The organism is Halochromatium roseum (assembly GCF_016653315.1).
In the GTDB taxonomy this organism is placed as follows: Bacteria; Pseudomonadota; Gammaproteobacteria; order Chromatiales; family Chromatiaceae; genus Lamprobacter; species Lamprobacter roseus.
The window spans coordinates 116605-142364 of sequence record NZ_NHSH01000048.1 but is presented as its reverse complement, the minus strand read 5'-3'; the positions used below and the strand labels follow the sequence as shown (position 1 = coordinate 142364).

Genomic DNA, 25760 nt, shown 5'->3' with positions numbered 1-25760 from the left:
TGGGTTGGGTGTAGGAACAATGATCAAATAAGAAACTGTCCATCAACTTCTTCCCGTTCTTCCCGCTTTGAGGACCCATGGTGGGCGATGATCGGGAAGTAGAAAATGGTCAGCCACTAAACGCCGTTTCAGCTAACCGGCGCGGCACGCTGCTCTGCAAACACCGCCAAGAGGCGCCCGATATCATCGGCACAGCGCTCGATTTGTGCGTTGATCGCATCCATGGTGATCGCTTCGTCACTGAGGCCTGCGCCCCAATTGACGACAAACGCCAGTGTGGCATAGCCGAGACCTCGCTCGCGCGCGAGCGCCGCCTCCGGCATCGCTGTCATACCAACGAGATCACAGCCATCGCGGGCCATGCGACGCACTTCAGCTGCAGTCTCAAGCCGAGGTCCTTGGCTCACTGCGTAGGTTCCACCATCACGCAGCACAATCCCAGCGGCGGCAGCCGCGCTTAGAAGCTGCTGCCGCAGAGCTTGGCTATAGGGCTCAGTAAAATCCACGTGACAAACGCCCTCGGATTCATCGTCGAAGAAGCTGTGCGCCCGGCCATAGGTATAATCGACGAGTTGATCTGGCACGCAAAGCGTTCCAGGAGAGCAGGCCGGATGGATACCGCCGACAGCAGCCAACGCCACCACCGATGAACAGCCGGCATCGGCAAGTGCCTGGATATTCGCTCGATAATTGATGCGATGAGGTGGCAACCGATGCTCAGAACCATGGCGCGCTAGGAAGCAAACAGGCTGCCCGCCAATGCGCCCCTGAACCAGTGGCGCCGAGGTCGTCCCATAGCGGGTTTCGACCGGCTGGCGATCACGCACCTCAAGACCTGGAAAGGCACTGAAGCCAGAACCACCAATAATCGCCAACACAGACATGAATGCCACTCCTAGAATACTGGAGAGACATTGTACTGGACTAGGGCAAGGCTTGAACACTTGCGCCACAGGCTGCGGCGATCAAAGTGGCCGTCTGCAGCCTCGTCCCGACAGGCCCGATGGGCAGATCGACATCAGTTTTTGCAGGCGTCCAGGCGATTGCCGAAGCGTTTCGCACAAAGCCTGTTCCCACAAAGCCTGCTTCGATTGCTCCTTCACCCGCTAGGAGCGCCAACAGATACCCCGTGGGATTGAGCAACTGTTGGCGCAACACCGCAAGTGGGTGAAAATACGAGCAAGTTGTTGTAAAAACGGAATGAAAACAGTCCCGCCAGGACTTTCACCGAGGTCAATCAGACCGGTGATCAGACCCGTTGCTCGGCAAAGATCCCAATCTCGAGCAATTTCGGAAACAGCACCTGCTCTTCCCGGTCGATCCGGTAGGCAAGCATATCGAAGATCTCGTGCGTCTCTTGTAAGAACTCGTCGCTAAAGTTGAAGTCGCAGTTCTTCAGCCAGCGCTTGTAATACTCGTCGAAAGAGCGGCGCAGTGGCTTCTCACCGCTGATAAAGCCCCAAGCGATCGACTTGACCTTGGGGTCTTCGTGGATCAGCAAGTTGGGATAGAGCTGCTTGTCTTCCTCAGCGAGGTGAAGTTTGACCTTCTTTGCAAGATCGCAAAGCAACTGATAGGCGGTCTTGGCATTGGGCCTGATCTTGAGCTGCTCGGGTGCTGTGAGCTGCCTGAGATCATCGATCATCTGGCGCAGCTCAGAATGACTGCTGCGGTAGCCGTCGAGTGTTAGCATCACCATCCTCCTCTTATCGAAAGCTTCAGGATGGGTTTAGCGCATCACCGGACAATTGTCAAAAAGCCCTTAATTATATTAGCTTTTTATAGACCTCCCTCAAGCCGTTCGACGGCGCCCATGGCCCTACTCAGATGTCGTCAGGATCGGCCGCTAGGATGCGATCCGCATTACGGAAGTAGCTCTTGTAGTCGAGCCCAAAGCCCATCACGTAGCGATCCGGTACCTGAAGACCGACAATGTCAGGCCGATAGTCACAGTCCCGCCCCCGCTCCTTCTCGACCAGCACGGCACTGACCACAGACGCCGCGCCATCTTCATGGCAGGCCTTGACGATCGTTTCCATCGTCAGCCCTTCATCAAAGATGTCGTCGATCACCAGCACATGCTCGCCGCGCACCGCATCCACAGGTCGATGGCGCCACTCGATCTCGCCACCCCGAGTACCGCCGCGATAACGCGTTGCATGCACATAGTCGAGCCGCAGCGCAAAATCGAGCCGTGGCAGCAGCAAGCCGGTTGCGACGATGCCCCCGGTCATCACCGCGAGCACGACCGGGTCTTTATCACCGAGCCTGGCGCCAATGGCATCGCACATCCGCTGCAGCGCTGCATCAACATCCGTTGGTGATACCAGGCACTCAGCGCGGCCAGCGATCGCCCGATATTGCTCAGCCGTCATCTTGTTCATCGCTTATCTCCTGTACGGGAGGGGTCATTGTCTCATCGAGGCCCACCCGATGATTCTGCGGGGGGATGATCGGCGTCGCATCGGCACCAGCTCAGTGGCTGTCGATTGCTATTGCGAGTTCCCGATGATCCTAGAAATCGCAGTTACACGGCGTTTGGGCGCATGACTCAGACCGACAATTGGTCGATGGCCGTTAACGCAGCCTGTCGACGTTCTGCATTGTGCAGAGCGAAACCGGATCGCGCTCGCAAACGCTCCAAACGTGCCGCTGACTCCGGTTTCCGCCAGTCCGCCAGCGCCTCGACCACGGCGATCGCCCCCTCGCGATTGTTACAGATCAGGGCCAGATCACAGCCGGCCTGCAATGCCGCGAGCGCCCGCGCTGCGGGGCCCCCGGCAACACCCGCCCCAGCCATGTTGAGATCGTCGCTGATAATCGCGCCATCAAAGCGCAGGCGATTACGAAGCAGCTCACGCAGCCAAAACACCGAAAAGCCGGCTGGCTCGGGGTCAATGGCGGCATAACGCACATGCGCCGGCATCACGGCCTCAAGCCCTTGCGCAATGAGGCGACGGAACGGTAACAGATCGGCCTGTTCAAGGGCACTGAGCGACCGATGATCCTCGGGCAATTCGAGGTGAGAATCGGCGACGACACCACCATGACCGGGGAAATGCTTTCCACAGCCAGCCATGCCCGCGCCGTGGACACCGTCCAGCCAAGCCGATGCCAACGTCGCGACCGCTTCCGGCGTCGTGGCAAAGGCGCGGTCGCCAATCACCCGACTGACGCCTTGCTCAACGTCGAGCACCGGGGCAAAGCTAAAATCGACACCCAACTGACGCAGTTCGCTGGCCATCAGCCAGCCAACCGCGCGGACCGCATCGAGTGCTGAACGCGGATCACGTTCATAAAGGGCACCGAACCGCGACGCCGCTGGCAAGCGGGTGAGTCCCTCGCAGAACCGTTGCACCCGCCCACCCTCCTGATCAACCGCGATCAACAAGCGTCGCTCGTCGGCTTCGAGGATGGCCTGGGTCAACGCTGCAAGCTGTTCCGGGCTGACAAAATTGCGCCGGAACAGGATCACGCCACCAACCGCCGGATGGCGCAGCAGCTCACGCTCTTCGGCGCTCAGCTCGATGCCCTTGAGATCGAGCATCACCGGCCCGAGGGGCCTTTGGCTAGGCCATTGCCCAGGATCTGCACTCAGCATGAACCGACTCCACATCTCAGCACTGGCGTTTCATCATTCATCCGCAAACCGAAGATGACCTTGATAGACACAGATTAAACTCTTTCGAAACAGACCCTTGGCGATGACATCAAGGGCACCAAACCGCTACAGCGGGGATTGTTCGACGCCTAACCAAGCCTCTGCGCTCATCTTTGAAATCTTCGGCTCAACGACGCTGTTGGGGATGCAGCAACGAATCATACCGCTAGCACCCTCTCTGTGTTGCCCCAGCAACGACACGTCACTCACCACTCACCACTCACCACTTCCTCAGCTCCGCGAAGCACGCACATCGAGCCGATCGCGCAGGTCGTCACCGGCGAGATTAACCGCGAGCACAACCAAAAGTAGGGCCAGTCCCGGCGCGAGAACCAGGTGCGGAGAGACCAGCATGTAGGCGACGCCATCGCGGATCATGCTCCCCCAGGACGCCGCCGGCGGCTGGATACCGAGGCCAAGGAAGGACAGCCCAGCCTCAGCGACCACCACCGAGGCAATACCGAAGGTCGCCTCAACGACCAAGGGCGCGGCCGCTAACGGCAGCAGATGGCGGATGAGGATAAGCTGCGGCGGCACGGCCAGCGCGCGCGCCGCGAGCACATGATCGCGACCACGTAACGACAGGATCTGCGCCCGCGTCAGACGCGCGAAACCGACCCAGCCGACCGCTGACAAGGCGATGATCAGGTTACCAAGCCCGGGCCCCAGCACCGCTGCGAGCGCAATCGCGAGCAGGATACCGGGAAAGGCGAGGAAGACATCGATCAGGCGAACCGTCACCAGATCCAGCCAACCGCCCACATAGCCGGCGATGCCGCCGACAGCCACCCCAACCACCAGCGACAACGCCACGACGCCAATAGCGACCAGAAACGAGGTCCGCGAGCCGACGATCAGACGATCGAGCACCGGGCGTCCGAGATCATCGGTCCCTAACGGCTGCAGCAGCGTCGGGCCTTCAAGGATCTGCGGCAGATCGATCTGATTCGGCGCCAACGGCAGCGAAGGGCCAAGCAGCGCCGCGACGGCCCAGACCAGGAGGATACCGATCGGTAGGATCAAACGCATCGCTCAGCGCAGACTCACTCGCGGATCGATTGCGGCGTAGGCGAGATCCGTCGCCGTATTGACCAGCACATAGAGCGCGGCGATCAGCAGCACCGCACCTTGGACCACTGGGAAGTCGCGCGCCTGGATGGCCTCGACCATCAGACTCCCGACACCCGGCCAGGCGAACACAGTTTCGGTGATCACCGCACCCGAGAGGAGTGCGCCGAGCTGCAGTCCGACCAGGGTCAGCACCGGCAGCCAGGCGTTACGCAAGGCGTGTCGACGCACCACGGCTCCCTCGGACAAGCCCTTGGCCCGCGCGGTGCGAATATAGTCATCGCCCAAGACCTCGAGCACACTGTTGCGCACCATCCGCGCCAAGACCGCGGCCAGCGCGGTGCCAAGCGTGATGGCAGGCAGGATCAGACTCGTGGGCTGCTGCATGCCGCTGACCGGAGCCCAGCCGAGCCAAAGCGAAAACACCAGGATCAGCAGCGGCCCGAGCCAGAAGTTCGGCACCGCCACGCCAAGCAGCGAAAAGCCCATCGCCAATCGGTCGAGCAGCCGATGCTGATGCCGCGCTGCAAGCACACCGAGCGGGATCGCAATCGCCAGCGCCAGGATCAACGAGGCAGCTGCAAGCAACAAGGTCGGCGGCAAACGCTCGGCGAGGATGTTCGCCACCGGGCGCTGCTCGCGCAGGGAGTCACCGAGGTCGAGCCGCGCCAGGCCGCCCAGGTAGTCAAGATACTGCTGCCAGAGCGGCACATCCAGCCCCATGGCAGCCCGCAGTGCCGCTCGATCCGCAGCACGAGCGGTCTCGCCGAGCATGGCATCGACCGGATCACCAGGCACCAGATGGATCAACAGGAAGACCAGGGTACAGGCGCCGAGCATCACCAACAGCATCGCACTCAGGCGAACAGCGACAAGACGCAGCATCGGTGCAGGATCAGTCGATCAACACCGGACAACCCACCGGCACCCAGTCGCAGAGCCGAATCACGTCGGCATTGCGCATGCGAATACAGCCGTGCGAGCGCGGCACGCCCATCGGCTCACTATCCGGGCAGCCGTGGATGTAGATATAGCGACTGAGGGTATCCACCTTTCCGCCGCGATTGCGCCCCGACTCGCAGCCGGTGAGCCAGAGGATACGGCTGAGAATCCAATCTCGCTCCGGCGCAGCCGCGCCCAGCGCCGCAGAGTAGATCTCACCGGTCCAACGACGCCCACGAAATACAGCACCGCTCGGACAGCCGCTGCCGATCTTGAGGCGAATGCGATGTTGGCCACGCGGCGTGCAGCCGCTTCCATTGCGCTCACCAGGCCCCTGCAGTGCGGTCGAGACAGCGACGCGCTCGACTGCTTCATGAGCGCGATAGAGTACCAGCTGCTGCCGCGCAATGCTGATATGAATCATCAGCCCGGCATCTGCAACGGGCACCGAGTCCGGCAACGATCGAACTGCGTGCTGAGGCTCCATCACATCAGCACATTGGCAGCACGCGTGGACACCCCGCTTAAACGCCCTAGCCAGGCCTGAGAAGGCCTGACAAGGTCGTCCTGCTGCGCGTCATGAGCCTCGTTTAAGCGAGGCACGCCGCGGGCAGTCTTCACCTTGCAGACAATCGCCATAGATGACCAGCGCATGTTCAACGATCTTAAAGCCATTCTGCTCGGCAATCGCCCGCTGCCGGTCTTCGATCACCTCATCGAAGAACTCGACCACAGCCCCGCATTTGACGCAGACAAGATGATCGTGGTGGCTGCCCCGATTCAGCTCGAACACCGACTGACCACCTTCGAAATGATGGCGGACAACCAAGCCGGCGCCCTCGAACTGGGTCAACACCCGGTAGACTGTCGCTAGCCCGATCTCCTCGTCGGCGGCAAGCAGCTCTTTGTAGACCTCCTCAGCGCTCAGATGTCGCTGCTCGCTGGTCTCGAGGATGTGCAGGATCTTCAGCCGCGGCACGGTGACCTTGAGGCCTGCCTGCTTGATCTGGCGTTGGTTCTCCATTGGCTTGTTATCCATCGAACTCATGCGTGCTCAAAGTCTGTTCGAGAAACTGATACGCTGCTCTCATGTGCGGTACCATCTGGGTTTGTTCCAGCCCTACCTTACAACAGATTGATGCGAAGGCTTGTCATTCTTAGCTCGATCCTAATCCTCGCCGCGGCGCTCGCGATAAGCGGCTGTGCTCGCGACAAGCGACAAGACGATCGACCGAGCGGCTCCATGCTGTCGAACCTACCCTTCGTCTACAAGATGACGGTGCAGCAGGGCAATATCATCACTGAACCAATGGTGAATCAGGTCCAACTCGGCATGAATCGAGAGCAGGTACGCTACCTGCTCGGAACCCCACTACTGACCGATATGTTCCATACCAACCGTTGGGATTACATCTACACCATTCGCCGCGGACATCAACCCATGGAACGCAAGCAGCTCACGCTCTGGTTCGAAGAGGACCAGCTTGTGAGCATCGAGGGCTTTGCGCAACCCGATCCGGCCGCAGCACTGGCCGCACTCGAACAGGAGACGGTCGTGGTCGAGGTGCCAGATTGGCGCGATGACCGCGGCATTATCTCCCGAACGCTGAACGCCGTCGGCGTCGAGACCACCGAATAAGCTCAAAACGCGTCGGAACGCCGTTGTAATACTCAGCGCTAGATATCGAAATCGACCGGCTTGGGTCGCGTCAACTGACTCAGCGTTTCCGCCTCCGCCAATCGGCTCGCCAGCCTAGAGGCGGCACGGTCGCTTGGCCTAAACCTTAACGTGAATCCGGCATGATGGATCTGCTGGGGGTGGCGCGGCACCATGAGCGTTAGGCGTTCGCCGCAGAGGCCTTAGACTCCTCTGCTGCAGCTTTGCCGTCCTCGGCTTTAGCCCCAGTCGCGCGCTGTTTGCGCGCCTGCTTTGGATCAGCGATCAGCGGCGGATAGATCTCCACTCGATCACCGCTCGCGAGTACCTGATCGAGCTTGGCGACCTTGCCAAAGATGCCAACCTTGTTGACATCCAGGTCGATCTCGGGAAAGCGCTCAAGGATGCCAGAGCGTTCAATGGCCTCCGCCAGGGTTATTCCTTGCTGCCCCTTAACCGGTATCAACGCCTGCGCCCGCTCACGGGCATAAGCGACTTCGACGTTCACGCTCTGCTCAGTCACCATAGACCTCATCTGCTCGTTTACAAAAGGCATCCACCATCGAGTTCGCGATCTGACCGAACACGCCGCCGAAGGCCTTGTCGATCAAGCGGCCGGAAAACTCGAAATCCAGCTGCAGCTCGACCTTACAGGCATCCTCACGCAGACCTGTGAAGGTCCAAACCCCGCTGAGCTTGCGGAATGGCCCATCCTTCAGCCGCAGGTACATGCGCTCAGGCGGCTCAAGCTTGTTGCAGGTGGAGAACACCTGCCGCACGCCAAGTCTCGCGACCTCGATGCGGCCACAGAGCTCATGCTCGTCTCGCGACAGCAAGGTCGCAGAGTGGCACCAAGGCAGAAAGCGCGGATAGCCTTCCACGTCCGCCACCAAATCAAACATCTGTTGCGCCGAATGACGCACCAACGCACTTTTCTTTACCAGCGGCACGTCAAATCAATCCAACTGCGTTCAAGAAGACCAGGACGACGCAGACTGGCGCGAGCCAGCGAATCAGCCCGCGCCAGATGCGGTAAAGCACAGCGCCATTAGTCGCGCTGAGCTCATCCCGTGAGACCGTCTCATCGAGCACCCAGCCCGCGAAGATGGCGATAAAGATTCCACCGAGCGGCAACAGCACGTTCGCGGTGAGGTAATCGAAGAGGTCGAGGATACCTTTACCAAAGACCGTAAAGCCCGCCCATGCGTTCAACGAGAGCAGACAGGCAATACCCAACAGCCAGACCGCAACCCCAGCCAATAGCGCGGCACGCACCCGACTAAAACCTTTGTTTTCGACCAGATAAGCAACCATCGGCTCGAGCAAGGAGATCGCCGAGGTCCAGGCCGCAAACGCGAGCAACAGGAAAAACAGCACGCCGAAGAAGGCCCCAAACGGCATCTGACCGAAGGCAACCGGCAGCGTCTGGAAGATCAGGCCCGGCCCAGAGCTCGGCTCGAGTCCTTGCGCAAAGACGATCGGAAAGATCGCCAGCCCAGCAAGCAGGGCCACCAGGGTATCCATGCCGGCGATAATGGCCACGTTACCGCCAATCGAGGCATGGCTGCTGAGGTAAGAGCCGTAGATCATGATCGCGCCCATGCCCAGACTCAGGCTGAAGAAGGCTTGCCCCATCGCGCTCAAGATGGCGTCGCCGGCGTTGGCCCTGAGTTCGCCAAAATCAGGGGTGAATAGGTACGAGAGGCCAGCGGCGAAGTCTCCAGCCTGTGAGGCGTAGAGCACCATAACGACCAGCAACAGGAACAGGGTCGGCATCAGCACGCGCACGGCCATTTCCAGGCCGCTGGCGACGCCACGCGCGACGACCATCACCACCAGCACCATAAAGACGGTGTGCCAGGCCAAGAGCCGCTCAGGGTCGGCAACCAGCGCACTAAAGATCGCCTCCGAGGCCGCGCCGTCGATACCCTCGAATAGCCCGGCCCCAGCCCGAAACACATAGGCCAGGGTCCAGCCAGCAATCACGCTGTAGAACGAGAGGATCAGAAAGCCAGACAGGATACCCATCCAGCCAAGAAGCTGCCAGGCCCGGCTCGCGCCCGCTTGCTCAGCCAGCGCACGCATGCTGTTGATCGGACTCTGCCGCCCGCGTCGCCCCAGCATGATCTCGGCGATCATGATCGGCACGCCGATGGCAGCGACACAGAGCAGGTAGACGATGACAAAGGCACCGCCGCCGTATTCGCCTGCGGTGTAGGGAAAGCGCCAGATATTACCCAGCCCCACGGCAGAGCCAGTCGCCGCGAAGATGAACGCGAGGCGCGATGACCACATGCCATGCATCGAGGTCGTCTGCATCGGCCTAGGCCCCTAATTCCTCGCGCACTAATCCAGCAAGCTCCTCAGCAAGCGCCTGCACATTGGCGGCATCAAAACCTTCGACCATCACGCGCACCAGCGGCTCGGTGCCAGAGTGGCGCAGCAGGACGCGTCCCTGGTCGCCAAGATTGGCCTCCGCCGCTCGCACGGCATCTTGGATACGCGGGCGTGACATCACATCGATGCGCTGCTCCAAGCGGACATTGATCAGGACTTGAGGATAGCGTTCGACCGGACGCACGGCATCGGCTAGGGTGGTATCGGCATCGATCAATGCCTGCAACACCTGCAGCGCAGCGATAATGCCGTCGCCAGTGGTGGTTCGATCCCGGCAGATAATGTGTCCAGAAGGCTCGCCACCCAATATGCCACCATCGAGCTTGAGTCGCTCCATGATGTAGCGATCACCGACCTGGGTGCGGGTGAAGTCGATGCCCAATCGGCGCAGCGCCAGCTCAAGCCCAAGGTTGCTCATCAAGGTGCCCACGACAGCACCGCGCAGCTCATTCGCAGCACGGCGCGAGTTGGCGATCAGGTAGATCAGGGCATCACCGTCGATCACCTGACCATTGGCATCAACCATCATCAGCCGATCGCCATCGCCGTCAAAGGCGATACCAAGTGCAGCGCCCTCAGCGACCACCGCCTCGGTCAAGGCCCCAGGCTTGGTCGAGCCGACCTCGCGATTGATGTTGAACCCATCGGGTCGCGTGCCGATCGTCACCACCTCGGCACCGAGCTCCTCGAAGACAAAAGGGGCGACGTTGTAGGTCGCACCGTTGGCACAGTCCAGAACCAGCTTAAGACCCTTTAACGAGGTCGATGCCGGGACACTGCTCTTGCAGAATTCGATATAGCGCCCAGCGGCATCATCCACCCGCCGGACCTTGCCAAGATCGGCCGAGGCGACCGTGTGCAGGGGCTGATCGATCGCCGCTTCGATCGCGCATTCGACCTCATCCGGCAACTTGTCGCCGTCGCTCGAGAAGAACTTGATGCCGTTATCGTCGTACGGGTTGTGCGATGCGGTGATGACGATGCCGGCGGCCGCGCGAAAGGTGCGCGTCAAATAGGCGACGCCCGGGGTTGGCATCGGCCCCAGCAGTCGGATATCGACGCCAGCGGCAACCAAGCCAGCCTCGAGGGCCGACTCGAACATATAGCCAGAAATCCGCGTGTCCTTGCCGATCAACACCGTACTGCCGTCGCCTTGACCCAGGACGCGACCAGCCGCCCAGCCGAGCTTGACAACGAAATCTGGGCTGACGCTCGGATCACCGACACGCCCCCGAATCCCATCGGTACCGAAATACTTGCGCTTCAACTGTTCACCTAAGGTTCATCGAAGATAAGATTCATCGCGCGTCGCCACCGTGGACGATCAAGCGCTTGCTTCACGACAATCTGCTAACTCACAACGACCAACCAGTCCAAGAGACGAGCAGCGGCCGATGCTTAGCCTGACATCCCGCAATGATCAACGGCTGCAACAGCAGTGTAGACGCGTATCGCATCGTAGGCAGCCGCAACATCATGGGTTCGGATGATGTCGACGCCTCGTGCGAGTGCCAGGGTGGTCGCAGCAACCCCGGCCGAGAGCCGCCCGTCGACATCCCTCCCGGTCAGCGCACCGAGCATCGACTTGCGCGATAGACCAACCAGCAGCGGCAGCCCGAGCCCAGCGAACTGTTCCAACCGCGCCAACAGGGTGAGATTATGCGCGAGCGTCTTACCAAAGCCAAAACCGGGATCGACCAGCAGCCGCTGGCGCGGGATACCAGCCTGCTCGCAGGCATCGACGCGCGCTTGCAGAAACGCGATCACATCAGCAACCACCTCCGCGTAGTGCGGTTGCTGCTGCATCGTACGCGGCTCTCCCTGCATGTGCATCAAACAGACGGGCAAGCCGGTCTCAGCCGCTGCTGCAAGCGCCTGCGGCGCCCGCAGGGCAAACACATCGTTGATCAAGCCGGCGCCAACGCAGGCGGCGGCGCGCATCACGCCCGGCTTGGAGGTATCAATCGAGATCGGCACCTCGACGCGCGACACCAACGCCTCAATGACCGGCACCACGCGCTCGATCTCAAGCGCTTCGGGCACCGGCTCAGCGCCTGGCCGCGTCGACTCGCCGCCAACGTCGATGATCGCCGCACCCTCGGCAACCATCTGCTCGGCGCGCTCGAGCGCGCGGGTAACGGAAACGAAATCACCCCCGTCCGAGAAGGAATCGGGGGTGACGTTTAAGATGCCCATCACGCGGGGCTCAGTCAAATCAATCGACCGCGCCCCGCACTGCAGTGTCGTCATCGCCAAGGACTAAGGTTTAACCGGACCCAAGCCATCAATGCTCGCCGGCAGGACCACCAATCGGACCCGAGGCGGGTCGTCCATCTGCCGATGGAGTGATTGGCGCATCCGCACCACCACCTGGGCGCTTGGTCTCGTCATTACTCCAGTCCTTGGGTGGCCGAGGCTCCCGACCTTCCATGATGTCCTTGATCTGATCGGCATCAATGGTCTCGTACTTCATCAAGGCCGCGGCCATCGCATGGAGCTGCTCCATGTGCTCGACGAGGATGGTCTTCGCCCGCTGATAGTTGCGATCGATGAAGCTGCGCACCTCCTTGTCGATCAGATGCGTGGTCTCATCCGAGACCGATTTATGTTGCGTCACCGAGTGACCAAGAAAGACCTCTTGCTCATCCTCGCTATAGGTCAAGGGACCGAGCTTATCCGACAGCCCCCACTTAGTGACCATATTATGCGCGATGTCGGTCGCACGCTGGATGTCGTTGGAGGCACCCGTGGTCACCATCTCCGGCCCGAAGATCAGCTCTTCGGCTAGCCTGCCGCCAAACAGACTCGAGATCTGACTCTCAAGACGCTGCTTGCTGTAGCTGAAGCGATCATCCTCCGGCAAGAATAGCGTCACACCTAGAGCACGTCCGCGCGGGATGATGCTGACCTTGTGTACCGGGTCGTGCTGCGGTACCAGACGTCCAACGATGGCATGACCAGACTCATGGTAGGCGGTGAGCTTCTTCTCATCCTCGGACATCACCATCGACCGGCGCTCAGCGCCCATCATGATCTTGTCTTTGGCCTTCTCGAGATCTTCCATGTCGACCAGACGCTTGTTGGCACGTGCAGCGAACAGAGCCGCCTCGTTGACCAGATTTGCCAAGTCCGCGCCGGAGAAGCCTGGCGTGCCACGCGCGATCAAAGACGGCGTCACATCCTCGGCAGTCGGGATCTTGCGCATGTGCACCTTGAGCACCTGCTCGCGGCCACGCACATCCGGTAGCGGCACCACCACCTGGCGGTCGAAGCGACCTGGGCGCAACAGCGCAGGATCGAGCACGTCGGGCCGGTTGGTCGCGGCGATTACGATCACACCCTCATTACCCTCGAAGCCATCCATCTCGACCAGTAATTGGTTGAGCGTCTGCTCACGCTCGTCATGTCCACCACCAAGGCCAGCGCCACGGTGGCGACCGACAGCATCGATCTCATCGATGAAGATGATGCAAGGCGCGTGCTTCTTCGCCTGTTCGAACATGTCGCGGACACGCGAGGCGCCCACGCCGACGAACATCTCGACGAAATCAGAACCCGAGATGGTGAAGAACGGCACCTTGGCCTCACCAGCAATAGCGCGGGCGAGCAAGGTCTTACCCGTGCCTGGCGGGCCGACCATAAGGACGCCCTTGGGGATCTTGCCTCCGAGCTTCTGGAACTTCGACGGGTCCTTCAAGAAGTCGACAACCTCGACCACCTCATCCTTCGCCTCTTCAGCACCCGCCATGTCGGCGAAGGTGACCTTGACTTGATCTTCGCTCAGCATGCGCGCCTTGCTCTTGCCGAACGACATCGCGCCGCGGCCACCACCGCCGCCCTGCATCTGACGCATGAAGAAGATCCAGAGACCGATCAAGATGAACAGCGGGAACCAGTTGATCAGGATCTGCATCAACACCGAGGGCTTCTCAGGCGGCGCAGCCTGAATCTCGACATTATTATTGAGCAAGTCGCCGACCAAGCCATCGTCGCCCGGGCTATAGGTCGTGAAGCGCTGACCATTCTGGTTGACGCCATCGATGGTACGCCCTTGCACCGTCACCTCTTTCACCTGCCCTTGCTGGACCTGTGCGATGAAATCGGAGTAGGCCAGGGTCTGCGGGCTCGACTGCGTGGCCGTGAAGTTGTTGAACACGGACATCAGCACGATCGCGATGACCACCCAGAGAATCAGATTTTTCGCCATGTCGCTCACGGCATCAGCCTCTTTAGCATTGCAACACTTGAGCGCAGCAGCCCAAGGATCGCGAATATAGATACGGGTTTAGTTGGACGTTACCGGACTTGGCGCCCTTTCGCCACCAGGTAGACCTCTCGGCTTGCCGCCCGAGAGGCATCCGGCTTGCGGATTTTGACCTGCTGATAACGCTGCCTGAACTCTTTCAGTACAACATCGAAACCCTCGCCTTGGAAGGCTTTGACTACCAGGTTACTGCCCGGTTTCGCGTACTGCACTGCAAAATCAATGGTTAACTCGACCAGATACATCATCCGCGGCTGATCGACCGCCGTCATGCCAGAAACATTTGGGGCCATATCCGAAAGCACAAGATCGACACCGTTCTCGCCAATACGCTCGCTCAGCCGCGCCAGGTCTTCGACCTTCCGGAAGTCCCCTTGGATGACATCGACGCCAGCAATCGGCTCCATCTCGAGGAGGTCAATCGCCACGATCGCACCTCTTGGCCCGTTGCGCTTCGCTGCCACCTGCGACCAGCTCCCAGGCGCAGCGCCCAGATCGACAATACACTGGCCGGGGCGCAAAAAGCGGTCGCGCTGATCGAGCTCGATGAGCTTGTAGGCCGCGCGTGAGCGATAGCCATCACGCTGCGCCTGCTGGACATAGGGATCATTGAGATGACGCTGCATCCAGCGACGATCGCCTTTACGCCCAGCCATTCAATCGTCCCTCAAGCCACACCGCCACGAGGTCTAGGGTACTTTGGCTTTGGCTGGCTGCGATCACAGGTCGTCGATCCAGGCAAAGTCGAAGAGTTCGAGCAGCGCGCCCGTGACACTCCCGGCCGCCATGCCAGATGCGACCGCGAGCGGCAAGATCGATGAGGTGCCTTCAATCACCTGGAGGAAAAAGCCTGGCCGATCGTAGCCGGACACGGTGTTGGCAAAGGCCCAGAAACTGCCGCCAACGATGATCGCGACAATCCCGATCACCAGACCTTCAGCGAGTGGACACCAACTGCGCGGTAGACCACCGGTCGTCGTCGCCACCTTGCGCACCGAGGCGACATAGATGACGCCATTCACCGAGACCAGGAAAGCCACCGCCACCACCGGCGAGAGCCCAACGCCAAGCATCGCGACCAGCGACAGCACCGCGCCAGATACGGCCCCACTCAACGCCCCAACCAGGGCCTTTGCCGGCACGTTCGCGGTGCAGCGACTCGGAAATTCGATCAGCAGTCCGGTCGCCAAGCCGAGGACGCCACAGAGCAGCGCGGCATGCCAGAACGCTGCCTGCTCGTAAAACAGCAACAGTAAGAACAACGTTGTCACGACCCCGATCAGGCTGGCAACCAAAGCCACCTGCCGCGCGCTGTAATAGGAAGCACCGATCGCGCCGGCGCAGGCGGCCGCTGCAACAAAGGCAAGCTCCCCCAGGTAGGGTGCAAACAGCGCTTCGAGCACGATCAACAAAGGGGCATAAATCGCACCGATCAGCGCCCAAAGCAGCGCGCGAATCAACAGCTGGCGGGTGACTGGCAGTAGCGCAAGGCTCATGACTCAGTTCCAAACGGATAGGAAGAAGGGATTAGGACGATCGGCAACGGTCTCTCGCACAACAGAGACTTGGCGGAACCGCGGCAGCGCTTGAAACGCTGGGCCGGCTCATCGATGCTGATGAGGTTAGGATCATGCAGCGACGGGTTCAACACGAGAACCGTCATTGGATCTGGTCGGACACAGAGAGGACAAGCCTCATCGCAGTGGCGGGTCTCTGCTACAGAGATCGGAGTCGACTGGAGGCGGCTATCGCCGAACGATGGGCTGGGGTCGGATGAGAGTGCGAATCGGCCTTGGCAGGTGAGCATCTTCATGCGGGGCGCGAGGCACCCCGCGCCGGGCCCGGAGGCCGCGGCAGGACAGTCAGACCTTAGCCGGCCTTCAGGGTCCAAGATGCACACCAGCCGGTCTCATGCACGGCCTTGCCGGGGAAGAGGCTACAGGGGCGCCATTCGCCGGAGTCAGCCAATACGAACTGGCAGTTCTTGCAGAACTGCTCTTCTGGGGGCAGACCGGGACGTTTCGCGGCAGCGCGGTTGGCCTCAGTCGCCTCATGATGATACTGCAGTGCCTTTGCAGTCGGATCGGTGGCTGGATCAACGTGCGGCAGATCCTGGGCCTGTGCGGCTGCAATACCGACGAGGTTGACCAGCGGCACCGAGGCGAGACCACCAAGCATCATCTTGACGGCGTCACGACGGCTCTTATTCATTGGCTTATCGGACATTCTGACGTCTCCTACAGAGCGTGGACTGAGATTGCTCGAACGGCCCGGTGTCACCACGCAGGCCCGGACCGCCGGACATTTTGCACGAACGATCTGGAAAAGGCGAGAACGGCGGCCAATTAATCGTCAACGGCTCAGGCCTCACCTGCTCAGGCCTCACCTTATCCGGTCTAGTAGACAACCAACCCTCGAGCGTGTTCCTAGCCGGCGCCAATCCGATCGCCCGCTAGGGCTGGGTCCTGACCCTGGAGCAATCGCAACCGCCTCCTGTTCACCAGCTTCTTCATGTTCATGAATCGCCTCTCAGTCCGGACTCGCAACGCGCCCTCAACGTGACGCTGAAACAAGCGATTTTTCGTGTTGGTCGGCGACGCGCGATCTACATCACCGTGAATTTTCCGCGATTCATTGTCCAGGGTAGCGCCGCGCCATGAGCGTTAGAGGTAACTACCTGCCCCGAGGTACCGCTGCCGCCAGTAGTTGTTGCCAAGATTCGCGAGCCGGACGTGGCGCTTTGAGGTTGATGCATGCACAAAGCGCTGATCGTCGACCATGATCCCGACGTGGTACTGGCTCGGGCCAGTCTTGAAGAACACCAGATCACCCGGCTTGGGATGGCCGCGCAGCGGGGTTGCCGCAGCCCGTTGCTGAGTCGAGACGCGCGGAATGCTCATGCCAGCTGCCTGATGGGCCACCAAGGTCAAACCACTGCAATCGAGCGCCCGATGCGGCGTTGCCCCTCCGTAGACATAAGGCGTGCCAATCTGCGCCAACGCCGCCTTCACGACGTTTGCTCGTGTTGGCTCGAGACTGCTGAGATCGAAGGTCTCGCCGGCAACCTGGACGCTGCGATTCGGCGAGGACGGCGCGCTGGCACAGCCAAGCAGAACCAAGGCTGACCCCAGAAAGGCCCCTAAAAGCAGCGGCCTGTACAGCAAACGGGCTGGGCTGGCGGAACAGGACGGCACGATCTCTATTGACATTTTACCCGATAAACATCTTATAACCCAATGTAAAAACGAAGTTTAGTTCCCCACGGGCTATTGTCAAGCAAGGCCATCGCCCCGCCTATCCGAACAGACAGACCAGACCCGCCAGCAAGGACTCATCTGTGAACCCTGAGACGTGCCCATGCACAATCGCTGCGGCCAACAGGCGCGAAAGCCCGAGGTCGCAAGACGCGCTAGCGCGACACGCCAGCGAGTGGGGCACGCACGCTCAGGCACAGGAGCTAGCGCGGGCTAGTCCGCTCAATCTCAGCCAACCCGTCATAGTTCCCGTCCGGCGCCAACCGATAGCCCGTTAGCCCTTCGCGCAGCACCGCAATCTGATCCTCGTACCAGAGCGGCACATACGGCAGGTCCTGATGCAGCAAAGACTGAAGCGCCTGATAGAGGCTGGCCTGGCGCCCCAAATCAGGCTCGCGGCGGGCGGCGTCGATCAACCGATCCGCCTCCGAGCTGAGGTAGCGGCCGCGGTTGGCCCCACGCGGCGGCGTCGAGGCGCTATGAAATGCGTAGCGAAAGATGTCGGGCAATCGAATCCCAACCCAGGTGAGACCAAACAGCTGAAAGCGCCCGGCCTTGATGTCACCAAAGAAGGTGCCCCAATCGTAGCTCTCGATCTTGAGATCGATACCGACCTCGGCTAGCTGCGCCTGCAGCACGCTGGCCAGTCGCAAGCGAAACGGATCGCTCGATGTCTTGTACGAGAGCCGCAGACGCTCGCCATCGGCATAACCCGCCTCGACTAACAACCGCCTTGCCAGCGCGTGATCTTGAGCGTAGGCCGACAGCCCAATCGCCCCAGCCCAGTGTTCCGGCGGCAGCAGGGCCTCAGCAGTTCGCCCTTGATCTCGAAACAGCCAGCGCAGGATCGCCTCACGATCGATGGCGTGCGCGATCGCCCGCCGCACCCGCGGGTCACCCGTCACCGGATCGGCCAGGTTGAAGCCCAGGTAAGAGAAGTTGATCCCGGGCGCCGTCAGCACCTGAACCCCCGGGTGTTCGCGCAAGAGGCCGATCAGCTCCGGCGGCAGATCGTTCTGCAGCAGATCGACCTCGCCGCGCAGCAGCTTCATCACGCGCACGTTGGGATCTTTGACGCGGGTCAAGATCAACAACTGCCCGTCGCGGCGACGCTCGAGCAGGAGCCGATCAGCGCTCGGCCAAGCCACGAAGCGCAGTGCGCCACTGCCGATCGGTTGGCGCTGAAAGGCGTGCCCAGCCGCAATCTGCTCAGCCGGCAGGATGCCAAGGCTGAGGTAGGCCGGAAACAGCGGATCGGGCTCAGACAGGTGGAAGTCGAGTCGACGCGCATCGAGCACCTCAATGCGCTCAATCAACGCCAGTGGCGCCCGGTGCGGTGACGCAAGCCCCTCGTCCAGGATCGATCGGTAGGTCGCGGCGACGTCCGCGCTGCGAAGCGGCTGGCCATCGCTAAAAGGCAGGCGATCAGCCTGGAGCTCGAAGCGGTAATGCAGCGGCGCCAGCTGCTCCCAGCGCGCGATACCAGGCGTTGGCCGCCCGGCCTCGTCCAGCTCGACCAGACGCGCGTACAACAGCCGATTGACCCGCTCCGAGGTGGCATCGGTCGCCAGACGCGGGTCAAGATTCGCCGGGGCCTGGGAGACGGCAAGCACGATGGCATCGGCATCATCAGGCTGAGGACAGCCAGATAGCACAAGCAAGATGCAAAGCAGCGCCGAGAGGACAACCAAGCGCAGCAGCGTGACCGGGCGCATCAACCGAGGCGATAGCGGAATCACGCTCAAGACCGCGGTGACTGCTGCATGCGATCGACGAGACTGGTCATGCCGCCCCTCAAGATCACCGCCAAGCCCTTCGTTAAGCTGAATCTCACGCGATTCATCTGCCGGGATGGCGCGGCGCCGCACGCGTCAGCTCCCTCTTCAGCCCCTTCATCTGGCCCTTCGCCAGGCCCTTTACCAGCCTCTTCACCAGTCCTTGAACGGATGACGCGCCAGGTTGGCGTTGTAATAGCGCGGATCATCGCTGACCTCAGCACCGAGCCAAGCCGGCCGCTCGAAGGACTCGTTCTCGGCAGCCAGCTCGATCTCGGCCAACACGAGGCCCGCATTGTCACCGGCGAACCAATCCACCTCCCAGACATGCTCGCCGCAGCGCACGCGATGACGAACTTTATCGATGATTGCGGTCTCGGCCAGCTCGTTCAGCATGGCCTGAGCGTCCTCAGCAGGGATCGGATACTCGTATTCGCTGCGACTGATCCCTCGCGTCGCACCCTTGATCGTCAGTCGGCCCTGTCCACCGTCGAGTCGGACCCGCACCGTCAACGCCGCTGTCGAGGCCAGATAGCCCTGCATCAGATGCGTCTCAGACAGCACCTGCTCGCGCCAATCGTCGTTGCAAACCAGGAATTTGCGCTCGATCTCCATCGCCATTCGTCATGCCTCTGTCTACTGTAGGCCCCCAATGAAGGCTCCTAACGAAGGACCCTAACTCTCATGGTGCCGCGCCACTCCGGCAGATGAATCGCGCGAGATTCCCGTTAACGCATATAGGGCGTCGCCACCCTAGAAGATGAGGCGATAGTTTCAACACCAGCTGTCGCCAGGACAAATCGCGAGTCTATCGCTAGCGCCGTTCGAACAACGCCATCGCCTCCAGATGCGCGGTGTGCGGAAACATGTCCATCGCGCCAGCGGCCTCCAGGCGAAAGCCAAGCTCGCCAACCAGCTTGGCGGCATCGCGCGCCAGTGTCGCTGGATAGCAGGAGACATAGAGGATGCGCTGAACGCCCGAACTCGCTAGCCAGTCGAGTACCTCAAGTGCACCGCTCCGCGGTGGGTCTAAGAGTGCCTTATCGAACGGCTCATCGAGCCAGGGGGTTGCCGTCAAAGGCAGCGATGGAGATGGGTGCGGTCCAGCCTGTGCACCGGTTTGGGCAGCTGCTTGATGGGCCGTTTGCGGTTCCGAGTTAGCACCCGTCCGCGGCGAAGCCTGAGCGTAGAGGTCCGCCGTATAAAAGCGCACATTCTCGATCCCATTGCGCACCGCATTGGCCTCCGCACGCGCCACCAGACCCGCATCCCCCTCGACACCCACCAGCTCACGCGCCCGGCGAGCGAGCGGCAGCGTGAAATTGCCGAGCCCGCAAAACAGATCAAGCAGACGTTCATTAGGCTGTGGATCGAGCAGCGCCAACGCCTGATCGATCATCTGCCGATTCAGCTCCAGGTTCACCTGAGTAAAGTCGTTCGGCTCAAAGGCGAGCGTCAGTCCTTGATTCGGCAGGCGATAGCTGAGTTCGATCTCCTGGCCCGGCAGCGGGCGAACCGTCTCGACGCCTCCCTCCTGCAGATAGACATGGAACCCGCTCTGAGCAGCAAAGCTCAACAGCCGATCGCAATCGGCCGCCGAGGGCGGGTCGAGCACACGAAACACCAGCACCACCGGCCCGTCGCCCTGCGCCACCTCGATCTGTGGCAGGCGCTCGCGGATACTCAAACCCTCGATCAGCCGCGCCAACGCCTCAAGGTGCTCACCGACGGCCGGATGCAGCACCTCACAGCGCTGCACGTCGGCGATGAAGCTCGAGCCGCGCTCGCGAAAGCCGACCAGCACGCGGCCCTTCTTCGGTACCCAACGCACCCCAAGCCGCGCCTTGCGCCGATAGCCCCAGTGCGCACCAAGATCGCGAGCCGCCAGCGGTGGCAGCCAGCGCGCGGGCGCCAGCCCACCGATCCGTTGCAGCACATCGGCCAGGATCGCCTGCTTGTTCTCGATCTGCGCCGCCGGCTCCATGTGCTGCAGCGCACAGCCGCCACAGACACCAAAGTGCGCACAACGCGGCTCGACCCGCTGCACCGAGGGCTCCAGTACCTCGGTCACCACCGCCTCATCATGGCGCCGCAACCGTCGCGTCAGTCGAAACCGGACCCGTTCTCCGACCAAGGCGCCGTGCACGAAGACGGTCTTGCCCTCGACCCGTGCGATCCCGCGCCCATCATGCGCGAGCGACTCGATCTCAGCCTCGATGGGCTCACTCGGTAGGGGTTTACGTTTCTTGCTCATCGCGTGCCACGCAGCGGGTTTGAAGCGACGCGACTCACAGTAGCTTCACCAGTACCGCGATCGCGACCACCTGTCCTACCATGACCGGCAACAGCCACTTCAACAGCTCAAACTTGACCCGCTCGACCTCGGTGCGCAGTTTCTCGATATCGCGCGTTAGGTCTGCACGTACCTGCTCGATATCGCGCGTCAGGTCTGCACGCACCTGCTCGATCTCGCGCGCCAAATCCACGCGCAGCTGCTCGATCTCGTGCCGCAGTCTTAACTCGCTCTCACGCACATCCGCCTGGGTCGCCAGATCCGGCAACTGCGGATAGCGCTCTTCAAGCCGCTCGAACGCCTCCGCAATCAGCCGCGCGCGCGACCGCTCATCTGAGGCGTTGGTGAGGGCTTCGTAGAGGGCAACACTTGAAGTCATGTCAGACAATGTGCCAGCTGAAGGTTGCTACAGCAAGATGAATTGAGCATTGCGCCCTGCCCTTGACGGCCTTAAGGGCTGAGGCCGATGCCAAAGCGCTGATCAACCGCTCGGATAAACACCCGTGGAAAGATACCGATCACCGCGATCGCAGATGATGGCGACGATGACCGCATCCTGAACCTCATTCGCAAGCCTGAGCGCCGCGGCAATCGAGCCGCCGGAGGAGACACCGGCGAAGATACCCTCACGGGCGGCCAGCGCGCGCATGGTCTCCTCGGCCTCGGCCTGCGAGACATCGATGATGCGGTCGACGCGCGAGGCGTCATAGATCTTCGGCAGATAGGCTTGGGGCCAACGCCGAATGCCAGGGATGCTTGAGCCCTCCTCGGGCTGCACACCGACGATCTGCACAGCCGAATTCTGCGCCTTCAGATACTGGCTGGTGCCCATGATGGTGCCGGTGGTGCCCATGGCACTGACGAAGTGCGTCACAGTACCTGCGGTATCACGCCAGATCTCGGGGCCGGTGCCCTCGTAATGGGCCAGCGGATTGTCCTGATTCGAAAACTGATCGAGACGCACACCGACGCCCTGCGCCTCGAGTTCGGCCGCGAGATCGATCGCCGCCTCCATGCTGCCTTGCTTGGGCGTGAGCCGGATCTCGGCCCCAAAGGCGGCCATCGCCTGACGACGCTCCACGCTCATGTGTTCGGGCATGATCAGCAGCATCCGGTAGCCCTTGATCGCCGCCGCCATCGCCAGCGCGATGCCGGTGTTGCCGCTGGTCGCTTCGATCAGGGTATCGCCGGGCTGGATCAGGCCACGCTGCTCGGCATGACGGATCATGCTCAGCGCGGCGCGGTCCTTGACCGAGCCGGCCGGATTGTTGCCCTCAAGCTTGGCCAGGATGAGGTTGCTGGTCTCACCTGGCAGTCGCTGCAGCCGCACCAGCGGGGTGTTGCCGACTTGATCTTCGATGGTCGGATAGCGCATCGCATGACCTCAAACCGATTCGGTGCGTTGCAAGGCTTTAGCGACCGCATTGTGCCGCAGTTGATCGCGCACATCGAGTGCTCAGCGAGTGCTCAGCGACGGCGGTGTCGCCTACGAGCCCGCGGCATCCACGTTCGCGTCTTTGCGCGCTATATGCGCTATACGCGCTTTGCTTGCACGACAGATTGCGCAGACCTCTAGTCGCAGCACGCGAGCAAGCCGCTCTCAGCCAACCCGACGCAAAAGAATGACGGCCCCTAGCGTCAATAATGCCAGCGGCACAAAGGCCGCAAGGGCCGGGTTCAGACCATACAGCAGCGCCAAGTAGGTGAAGGTGCGACTGACCAGATAGAACAGGATGCCGAGTGCAATGCCGATGAACAACTTGATCCCCGTTCCAGTGCTGCGTGCAGAGCCCAGCAAGACCGGGATCGCGACAAAGATCATCGCCAGGATCAACAACGGCTGCACCACCTTCGACCAAAACACCACCTCATGCGCGCCAGCGTCCTGCTCAGTCTCCTGCATGTAGCGCAGATAGCGATACAGCCCCCAGATTGGGAGTGCGTGTGGCTCGACGACGATCACCTCGAGCAAGCGCGGATTGAGCAGGGAATCCCAACGCGCCTGATCGAGCCGCTCGACATCGACTCGATCGAGACCGATTTGGCTGCGCTCGATATCGGATAACACCCAATGCCCGTCACGATAACGCGCCTCGCGCGCATGCGTCGCAGAGGTCAGGCGATGATCCTCGATCACGAAGATATCGATGTCAGACAGCTTGGCCCCGGGCTCGATCTGGCGCACATTGATGAAGGCGTTGCCATCCCGCGCCCAAAAGCCGCTACCGCTGATCTTCACCGCATCGCCGCTGGTCGCGGTTGCTCGCACCGCCAATGCACGCTGTTCCGCGGCTGGCGCGACCAGCTCACCCACACTGGTCGCGAGCAGCGCCAGCAGGAGACCGCCGAGCATCGCCCCCCGCACGATCCGCGCAATGGATAACCCCGCCGCGCGCATCGCGACCAATTCCGAGCGCGCGGCCAGCTGCCCCAAGCCGATCAGCGCGCCGATCAACGTCGCGATCGGGAACACCTGGTACAGATAACGCGGCATCGTCAGCGTCACGAACAGGAGCGCGTCGGTCAGCTCATAGCCATCCGAGCCAACCCGCCCCATCTCATCGGTCAGCACAAAGACTGCTAGCAAGGGCAGCAGCACCGCAAGGGTCAACAGCGTGCCGCCGATCACGGCGCCAGCAAGATATCGGTCGAGGATGCGCAACGGATTTCCGGCTTTCTGGCTTTCCTGGTTCCGAGTTTCGATCAAATGATGCCGATCAGCGGCGCTCACGGGTCGCCGCCAAGGCTGACAGCGACCCTCTGGCAGCGACACCTGCGACCGCAGCCACTGCGGCAGCTGCAGCGATTCCTGTAGACTGCGCGCACCAGATACACCGATCGCGTCTTCGCCATCGTTCACAGCGAGCCGCCGCCCTGGCGACGATAGGCCAACTGCGACGCGCATAGTAACGCAAGCCCTCGGCAAACAGCTCCAGGAGCACCGATGCAATCCAAGATCATCCATGGCGACCTCAGCCAGCTCGTGACCCCTTGCCTGATCCTCGGCGTCTTCAGCGAGCGCCAGCTCTCAGAAGCAGCGAAGACCATCGATAGCGCCAGCAACGGGGCACTCACCGCTGTGCTCGAAAAGGGCGATCTCGACGGCAAGACCGGCAGCACGCTCATGCTCTATGGCATCAACGGCGTCAGCGCCGAGCGCCTGCTGCTGGTGAACTGCGGCAAGCATGAAGAATTTGATCGCAGCGCCTACGAAAAGGCGATCAAAGGCACCCTGGCGCGGCTCGATAGCGCGCGGCTCGACAGCGCGCTCTGTACCCTGACTGCGCTCGAGCCGAACGGCATGGACAGCTACCAATGCGTACGCCATACATTGCTGCTCGCCGCTCAGAGCGCCTATCGCTATACCCAGACCAAGAAACCCGCAACCGACGCGCCGGCACCGCTCGCCACGCTCGACTGCTGGATCGAGGATGCCGGCCAAAGCGAGCTTGCCGAGCGGGGTGTCGCACACGGCCTGGCCATCGCCGAGGGCGTCGCACTGGCGCGCGAGCTCGGTAACCTGCCCGGCAACATCTGCACACCCAGCTATTTGGCCGATCAGGCCGTCGCCGTCGGCGAGCAGTCCGACAAGCTCAAGGTCGAGGTGTTAGATGAAGACGCCATGGCCGAGATCGGCATGGGCGCCCTGCTCTCGGTCAGCCACGGCAGCCGACAGCCAGCCAAGCTGATTGTCATGCACTACCGCGGCGGCAGCGACGAGGACAAGCCGATCGTCCTCGTCGGAAAGGGGCTCACCTTCGATGCCGGCGGCATCTCGATCAAGCCCTCCGAGGCGATGGACGAGATGAAGTACGACATGTGTGGCGGCGCCAGCGTCATCGGCACGCTGCGAGCACTCTGCGCACTCGACCTGCCCATCAATGTCATCGGCGTGGTACCAGCCTCGGAAAACCTGCCCGACGGCGCCGCCAACAAGCCCGGCGACATCGTCACCAGCCTCTCTGGCCAGACCATCGAGATCCTCAACACCGACGCCGAGGGCCGACTGATCCTCTGTGACGCCCTGACCTACGTCGAGCGCTTCGAGCCGGCCCTGGTGGTCGACATGGCGACCCTGACCGGCGCCTGCATCGTCGGGCTCGGACGGCATCCCTCCGGTCTGTTCTCGAACGATGACGCGCTCGCCGAGGCGCTCACCCAAGCCGGTGAGGCCAGCGCCGATCGCGTCTGGCGCATGCCGCTCTGGGACGATTATCAGCAACAGCTCGACAGCAACTTCGCCGACATGGCCAACATCGGCGGCCGTGACGGTGGCGCCATCACCGCCGCCTGCTTCCTGTCGCGCTACACCAAGGCCTACACCTGGGCGCATCTGGACATCGCCGGCACCGCCTGGCTGACCGGCAAGGAGAAGGGCGCCACCGGGCGGCCAGTGCCGCTGCTCAGCCAATTCCTGCTCGATCGCGCCGGTCGCGGGGCTTAAGCATC

The 25760-nt window shown here is 61.6% G+C and carries 26 protein-coding genes; 2 read left to right on the top strand and 24 right to left on the bottom strand.

The annotated features are described in order from the left end of the window. Positions 1-128: 128 nt before the first annotated feature. The 8 genes from CCR96_RS08100 to fur all read right to left on the bottom strand — a co-directional run bounded on the left by CCR96_RS08100 (position 129) and on the right by fur (position 6695). Positions 129-884: an S-methyl-5'-thioinosine phosphorylase gene (locus tag CCR96_RS08100; RefSeq protein ID WP_201219625.1), complete on the bottom strand. Its 756-nt coding sequence runs from the start codon at positions 882-884 to the stop codon at positions 129-131. 365 nt (positions 885-1249) lie between these two features. Beyond that, the gene (locus CCR96_RS08095; RefSeq protein WP_201219624.1) at positions 1250-1693 is read right to left on the bottom strand and encodes a hemerythrin domain-containing protein; all 444 of its coding nucleotides are present in this window, start codon (positions 1691-1693) and stop codon (positions 1250-1252) included. Between the two features lie 130 nt (positions 1694-1823). After that, on the bottom strand, positions 1824-2384 hold the full coding sequence (locus CCR96_RS08090; RefSeq protein ID WP_201219623.1) for a hypoxanthine-guanine phosphoribosyltransferase: 561 nt from the start codon (positions 2382-2384) through the stop codon (positions 1824-1826). Between the two features lie 167 nt (positions 2385-2551). Then, positions 2552-3601 (bottom strand): beta-N-acetylhexosaminidase, encoded by a 1050-nt coding sequence (gene nagZ, locus CCR96_RS08085; protein ID WP_201219622.1) that lies wholly within the window; start codon positions 3599-3601, stop codon positions 2552-2554. A gap of 291 nt (positions 3602-3892) precedes the next feature. Beyond that, positions 3893-4690, bottom strand: a complete 798-nt coding sequence (locus tag CCR96_RS08080) for an ABC transporter permease (RefSeq protein ID WP_201219621.1) — start codon at positions 4688-4690, stop codon at positions 3893-3895. Between the two features lie 3 nt (positions 4691-4693). Then, complete coding sequence (gene nikB / locus CCR96_RS08075; protein WP_201219620.1) at positions 4694-5614, bottom strand: nickel ABC transporter permease; 921 nt, start codon at positions 5612-5614, stop codon at positions 4694-4696. A gap of 10 nt (positions 5615-5624) precedes the next feature. Then, positions 5625-6095 carry a L,D-transpeptidase gene (locus CCR96_RS08070; RefSeq protein ID WP_201219619.1) on the bottom strand — a complete coding sequence of 157 codons (471 nt, stop codon included), beginning with the start codon at positions 6093-6095 and terminating at the stop codon, positions 5625-5627. Positions 6096-6248: 153 nt separating this feature from the next. Beyond that, entirely contained in the window at positions 6249-6695 is a 447-nt protein-coding gene (fur, locus tag CCR96_RS08065) for a ferric iron uptake transcriptional regulator (RefSeq protein WP_201219662.1), read from the bottom strand. Between the two features lie 219 nt (positions 6696-6914). On the opposite strand from fur, the gene CCR96_RS08060 reads away from it, so the two are divergent. Beyond that, positions 6915-7310: an outer membrane protein assembly factor BamE gene (locus CCR96_RS08060; RefSeq protein WP_201219618.1), complete on the top strand. Its 396-nt coding sequence runs from the start codon at positions 6915-6917 to the stop codon at positions 7308-7310. Positions 7311-7509: 199 nt separating this feature from the next. Here CCR96_RS08060 and CCR96_RS08055 read toward each other — a convergent pair whose 3' ends face one another. The 16 genes from CCR96_RS08055 to lptG form a co-directional block, all read right to left on the bottom strand. Next, positions 7510-7836, bottom strand: coding sequence for an RnfH family protein (locus CCR96_RS08055; RefSeq protein ID WP_338035842.1), 327 nt, complete (start codon positions 7834-7836; stop codon positions 7510-7512). A 7-nt stretch (positions 7837-7843) separates the two neighbouring features. After that, positions 7844-8278 (bottom strand): SRPBCC family protein, encoded by a 435-nt coding sequence (locus CCR96_RS08050; RefSeq protein ID WP_201219616.1) that lies wholly within the window; start codon positions 8276-8278, stop codon positions 7844-7846. Position 8279: 1 nt separating this feature from the next. Next, complete coding sequence (locus CCR96_RS08045; protein WP_201219615.1) at positions 8280-9647, bottom strand: sodium-dependent transporter; 1368 nt, start codon at positions 9645-9647, stop codon at positions 8280-8282. Between the two features lie 4 nt (positions 9648-9651). Next, the gene (gene glmM, locus CCR96_RS08040; protein ID WP_201219614.1) at positions 9652-10992 is read right to left on the bottom strand and encodes a phosphoglucosamine mutase; all 1341 of its coding nucleotides are present in this window, start codon (positions 10990-10992) and stop codon (positions 9652-9654) included. Between the two features lie 131 nt (positions 10993-11123). After that, complete coding sequence (gene folP, locus CCR96_RS08035) at positions 11124-11921, bottom strand: dihydropteroate synthase (protein ID WP_242518726.1); 798 nt, start codon at positions 11919-11921, stop codon at positions 11124-11126. A gap of 88 nt (positions 11922-12009) precedes the next feature. Beyond that, positions 12010-13932 carry an ATP-dependent zinc metalloprotease FtsH gene (gene ftsH, locus CCR96_RS08030; RefSeq protein ID WP_201219612.1) on the bottom strand — a complete coding sequence of 641 codons (1923 nt, stop codon included), beginning with the start codon at positions 13930-13932 and terminating at the stop codon, positions 12010-12012. A gap of 89 nt (positions 13933-14021) precedes the next feature. Then, the gene (gene rlmE / locus CCR96_RS08025; protein ID WP_201219611.1) at positions 14022-14645 is read right to left on the bottom strand and encodes a 23S rRNA (uridine(2552)-2'-O)-methyltransferase RlmE; all 624 of its coding nucleotides are present in this window, start codon (positions 14643-14645) and stop codon (positions 14022-14024) included. Positions 14646-14708: 63 nt separating this feature from the next. Next, entirely contained in the window at positions 14709-15485 is a 777-nt protein-coding gene (locus tag CCR96_RS08020) for a hypothetical protein (RefSeq protein WP_201219610.1), read from the bottom strand. 373 nt (positions 15486-15858) lie between these two features. Further along, positions 15859-16215 carry a high-potential iron-sulfur protein gene (locus CCR96_RS08015; RefSeq protein ID WP_201219609.1) on the bottom strand — a complete coding sequence of 119 codons (357 nt, stop codon included), beginning with the start codon at positions 16213-16215 and terminating at the stop codon, positions 15859-15861. A 437-nt stretch (positions 16216-16652) separates the two neighbouring features. Further along, complete coding sequence (locus CCR96_RS08010; protein WP_201219608.1) at positions 16653-17198, bottom strand: C40 family peptidase; 546 nt, start codon at positions 17196-17198, stop codon at positions 16653-16655. 248 nt (positions 17199-17446) lie between these two features. After that, positions 17447-19111: an ABC transporter substrate-binding protein gene (locus CCR96_RS08005; protein WP_338035841.1), complete on the bottom strand. Its 1665-nt coding sequence runs from the start codon at positions 19109-19111 to the stop codon at positions 17447-17449. A 60-nt stretch (positions 19112-19171) separates the two neighbouring features. Then, complete coding sequence (locus CCR96_RS08000) at positions 19172-19639, bottom strand: CYTH domain-containing protein (protein ID WP_201219607.1); 468 nt, start codon at positions 19637-19639, stop codon at positions 19172-19174. 193 nt (positions 19640-19832) lie between these two features. Further along, a complete protein-coding gene (rlmD, locus tag CCR96_RS07995) occupies positions 19833-21272 on the bottom strand; it encodes a 23S rRNA (uracil(1939)-C(5))-methyltransferase RlmD (protein ID WP_201219605.1) in 1440 nt (479 codons plus the stop codon). A 34-nt stretch (positions 21273-21306) separates the two neighbouring features. After that, positions 21307-21690, bottom strand: coding sequence for a CCDC90 family protein (locus CCR96_RS07990; RefSeq protein WP_201219603.1), 384 nt, complete (start codon positions 21688-21690; stop codon positions 21307-21309). A gap of 102 nt (positions 21691-21792) precedes the next feature. After that, positions 21793-22686: a cysteine synthase CysM gene (gene cysM, locus CCR96_RS07985; protein WP_201219601.1), complete on the bottom strand. Its 894-nt coding sequence runs from the start codon at positions 22684-22686 to the stop codon at positions 21793-21795. 225 nt (positions 22687-22911) lie between these two features. Continuing rightward, the gene (gene lptG, locus CCR96_RS07980) at positions 22912-23973 is read right to left on the bottom strand and encodes an LPS export ABC transporter permease LptG (RefSeq protein WP_201219599.1); all 1062 of its coding nucleotides are present in this window, start codon (positions 23971-23973) and stop codon (positions 22912-22914) included. 282 nt (positions 23974-24255) lie between these two features. Between lptG and CCR96_RS07975 the strand changes: the two genes are divergently transcribed. Further along, positions 24256-25755, top strand: coding sequence for a leucyl aminopeptidase (locus CCR96_RS07975; protein WP_201219598.1), 1500 nt, complete (start codon positions 24256-24258; stop codon positions 25753-25755). Positions 25756-25760: the final 5 nt, after the last annotated feature.

Excerpts from the sequence above, each read along its gene's own strand:
- CCR96_RS08100 (WP_201219625.1), bottom strand. The coding sequence starts at position 884 with ATGTCTGTGTTGGCGATTATTGGTGGTTCTGGCTTCAGTGCCTTTCCA.
- CCR96_RS08095 (WP_201219624.1), bottom strand. The coding sequence starts at position 1,693 with ATGCTAACACTCGACGGCTACCGCAGCAGTCATTCTGAGCTGCGCCAG.
- CCR96_RS08090 (WP_201219623.1), bottom strand. The coding sequence starts at position 2,384 with ATGAACAAGATGACGGCTGAGCAATATCGGGCGATCGCTGGCCGCGCT.
- nagZ (WP_201219622.1), bottom strand. The coding sequence starts at position 3,601 with ATGCTGAGTGCAGATCCTGGGCAATGGCCTAGCCAAAGGCCCCTCGGG.
- CCR96_RS08080 (WP_201219621.1), bottom strand. The coding sequence starts at position 4,690 with ATGCGTTTGATCCTACCGATCGGTATCCTCCTGGTCTGGGCCGTCGCG.
- nikB (WP_201219620.1), bottom strand. The coding sequence starts at position 5,614 with ATGCTGCGTCTTGTCGCTGTTCGCCTGAGTGCGATGCTGTTGGTGATG.
- CCR96_RS08070 (WP_201219619.1), bottom strand. The coding sequence starts at position 6,095 with ATGATTCATATCAGCATTGCGCGGCAGCAGCTGGTACTCTATCGCGCT.
- fur (WP_201219662.1), bottom strand. The coding sequence starts at position 6,695 with ATGGAGAACCAACGCCAGATCAAGCAGGCAGGCCTCAAGGTCACCGTG.
- CCR96_RS08060 (WP_201219618.1), top strand. The coding sequence starts at position 6,915 with ATGCTGTCGAACCTACCCTTCGTCTACAAGATGACGGTGCAGCAGGGC.
- CCR96_RS08045 (WP_201219615.1), bottom strand. The coding sequence starts at position 9,647 with ATGCAGACGACCTCGATGCATGGCATGTGGTCATCGCGCCTCGCGTTC.
- folP (WP_242518726.1), bottom strand. The coding sequence starts at position 11,921 with ATGGGCATCTTAAACGTCACCCCCGATTCCTTCTCGGACGGGGGTGAT.
- ftsH (WP_201219612.1), bottom strand. The coding sequence starts at position 13,932 with ATGGCGAAAAATCTGATTCTCTGGGTGGTCATCGCGATCGTGCTGATG.
- rlmE (WP_201219611.1), bottom strand. The coding sequence starts at position 14,645 with ATGGCTGGGCGTAAAGGCGATCGTCGCTGGATGCAGCGTCATCTCAAT.
- CCR96_RS08020 (WP_201219610.1), bottom strand. The coding sequence starts at position 15,485 with ATGAGCCTTGCGCTACTGCCAGTCACCCGCCAGCTGTTGATTCGCGCG.
- CCR96_RS08015 (WP_201219609.1), bottom strand. The coding sequence starts at position 16,215 with ATGTCCGATAAGCCAATGAATAAGAGCCGTCGTGACGCCGTCAAGATG.
- CCR96_RS08010 (WP_201219608.1), bottom strand. The coding sequence starts at position 17,198 with ATGTCAATAGAGATCGTGCCGTCCTGTTCCGCCAGCCCAGCCCGTTTG.
- CCR96_RS08000 (WP_201219607.1), bottom strand. The coding sequence starts at position 19,639 with ATGGCGATGGAGATCGAGCGCAAATTCCTGGTTTGCAACGACGATTGG.
- rlmD (WP_201219605.1), bottom strand. The coding sequence starts at position 21,272 with ATGAGCAAGAAACGTAAACCCCTACCGAGTGAGCCCATCGAGGCTGAG.
- CCR96_RS07990 (WP_201219603.1), bottom strand. The coding sequence starts at position 21,690 with ATGACTTCAAGTGTTGCCCTCTACGAAGCCCTCACCAACGCCTCAGAT.
- cysM (WP_201219601.1), bottom strand. The coding sequence starts at position 22,686 with ATGCGCTATCCGACCATCGAAGATCAAGTCGGCAACACCCCGCTGGTG.
- CCR96_RS07975 (WP_201219598.1), top strand. The coding sequence starts at position 24,256 with ATGCAATCCAAGATCATCCATGGCGACCTCAGCCAGCTCGTGACCCCT.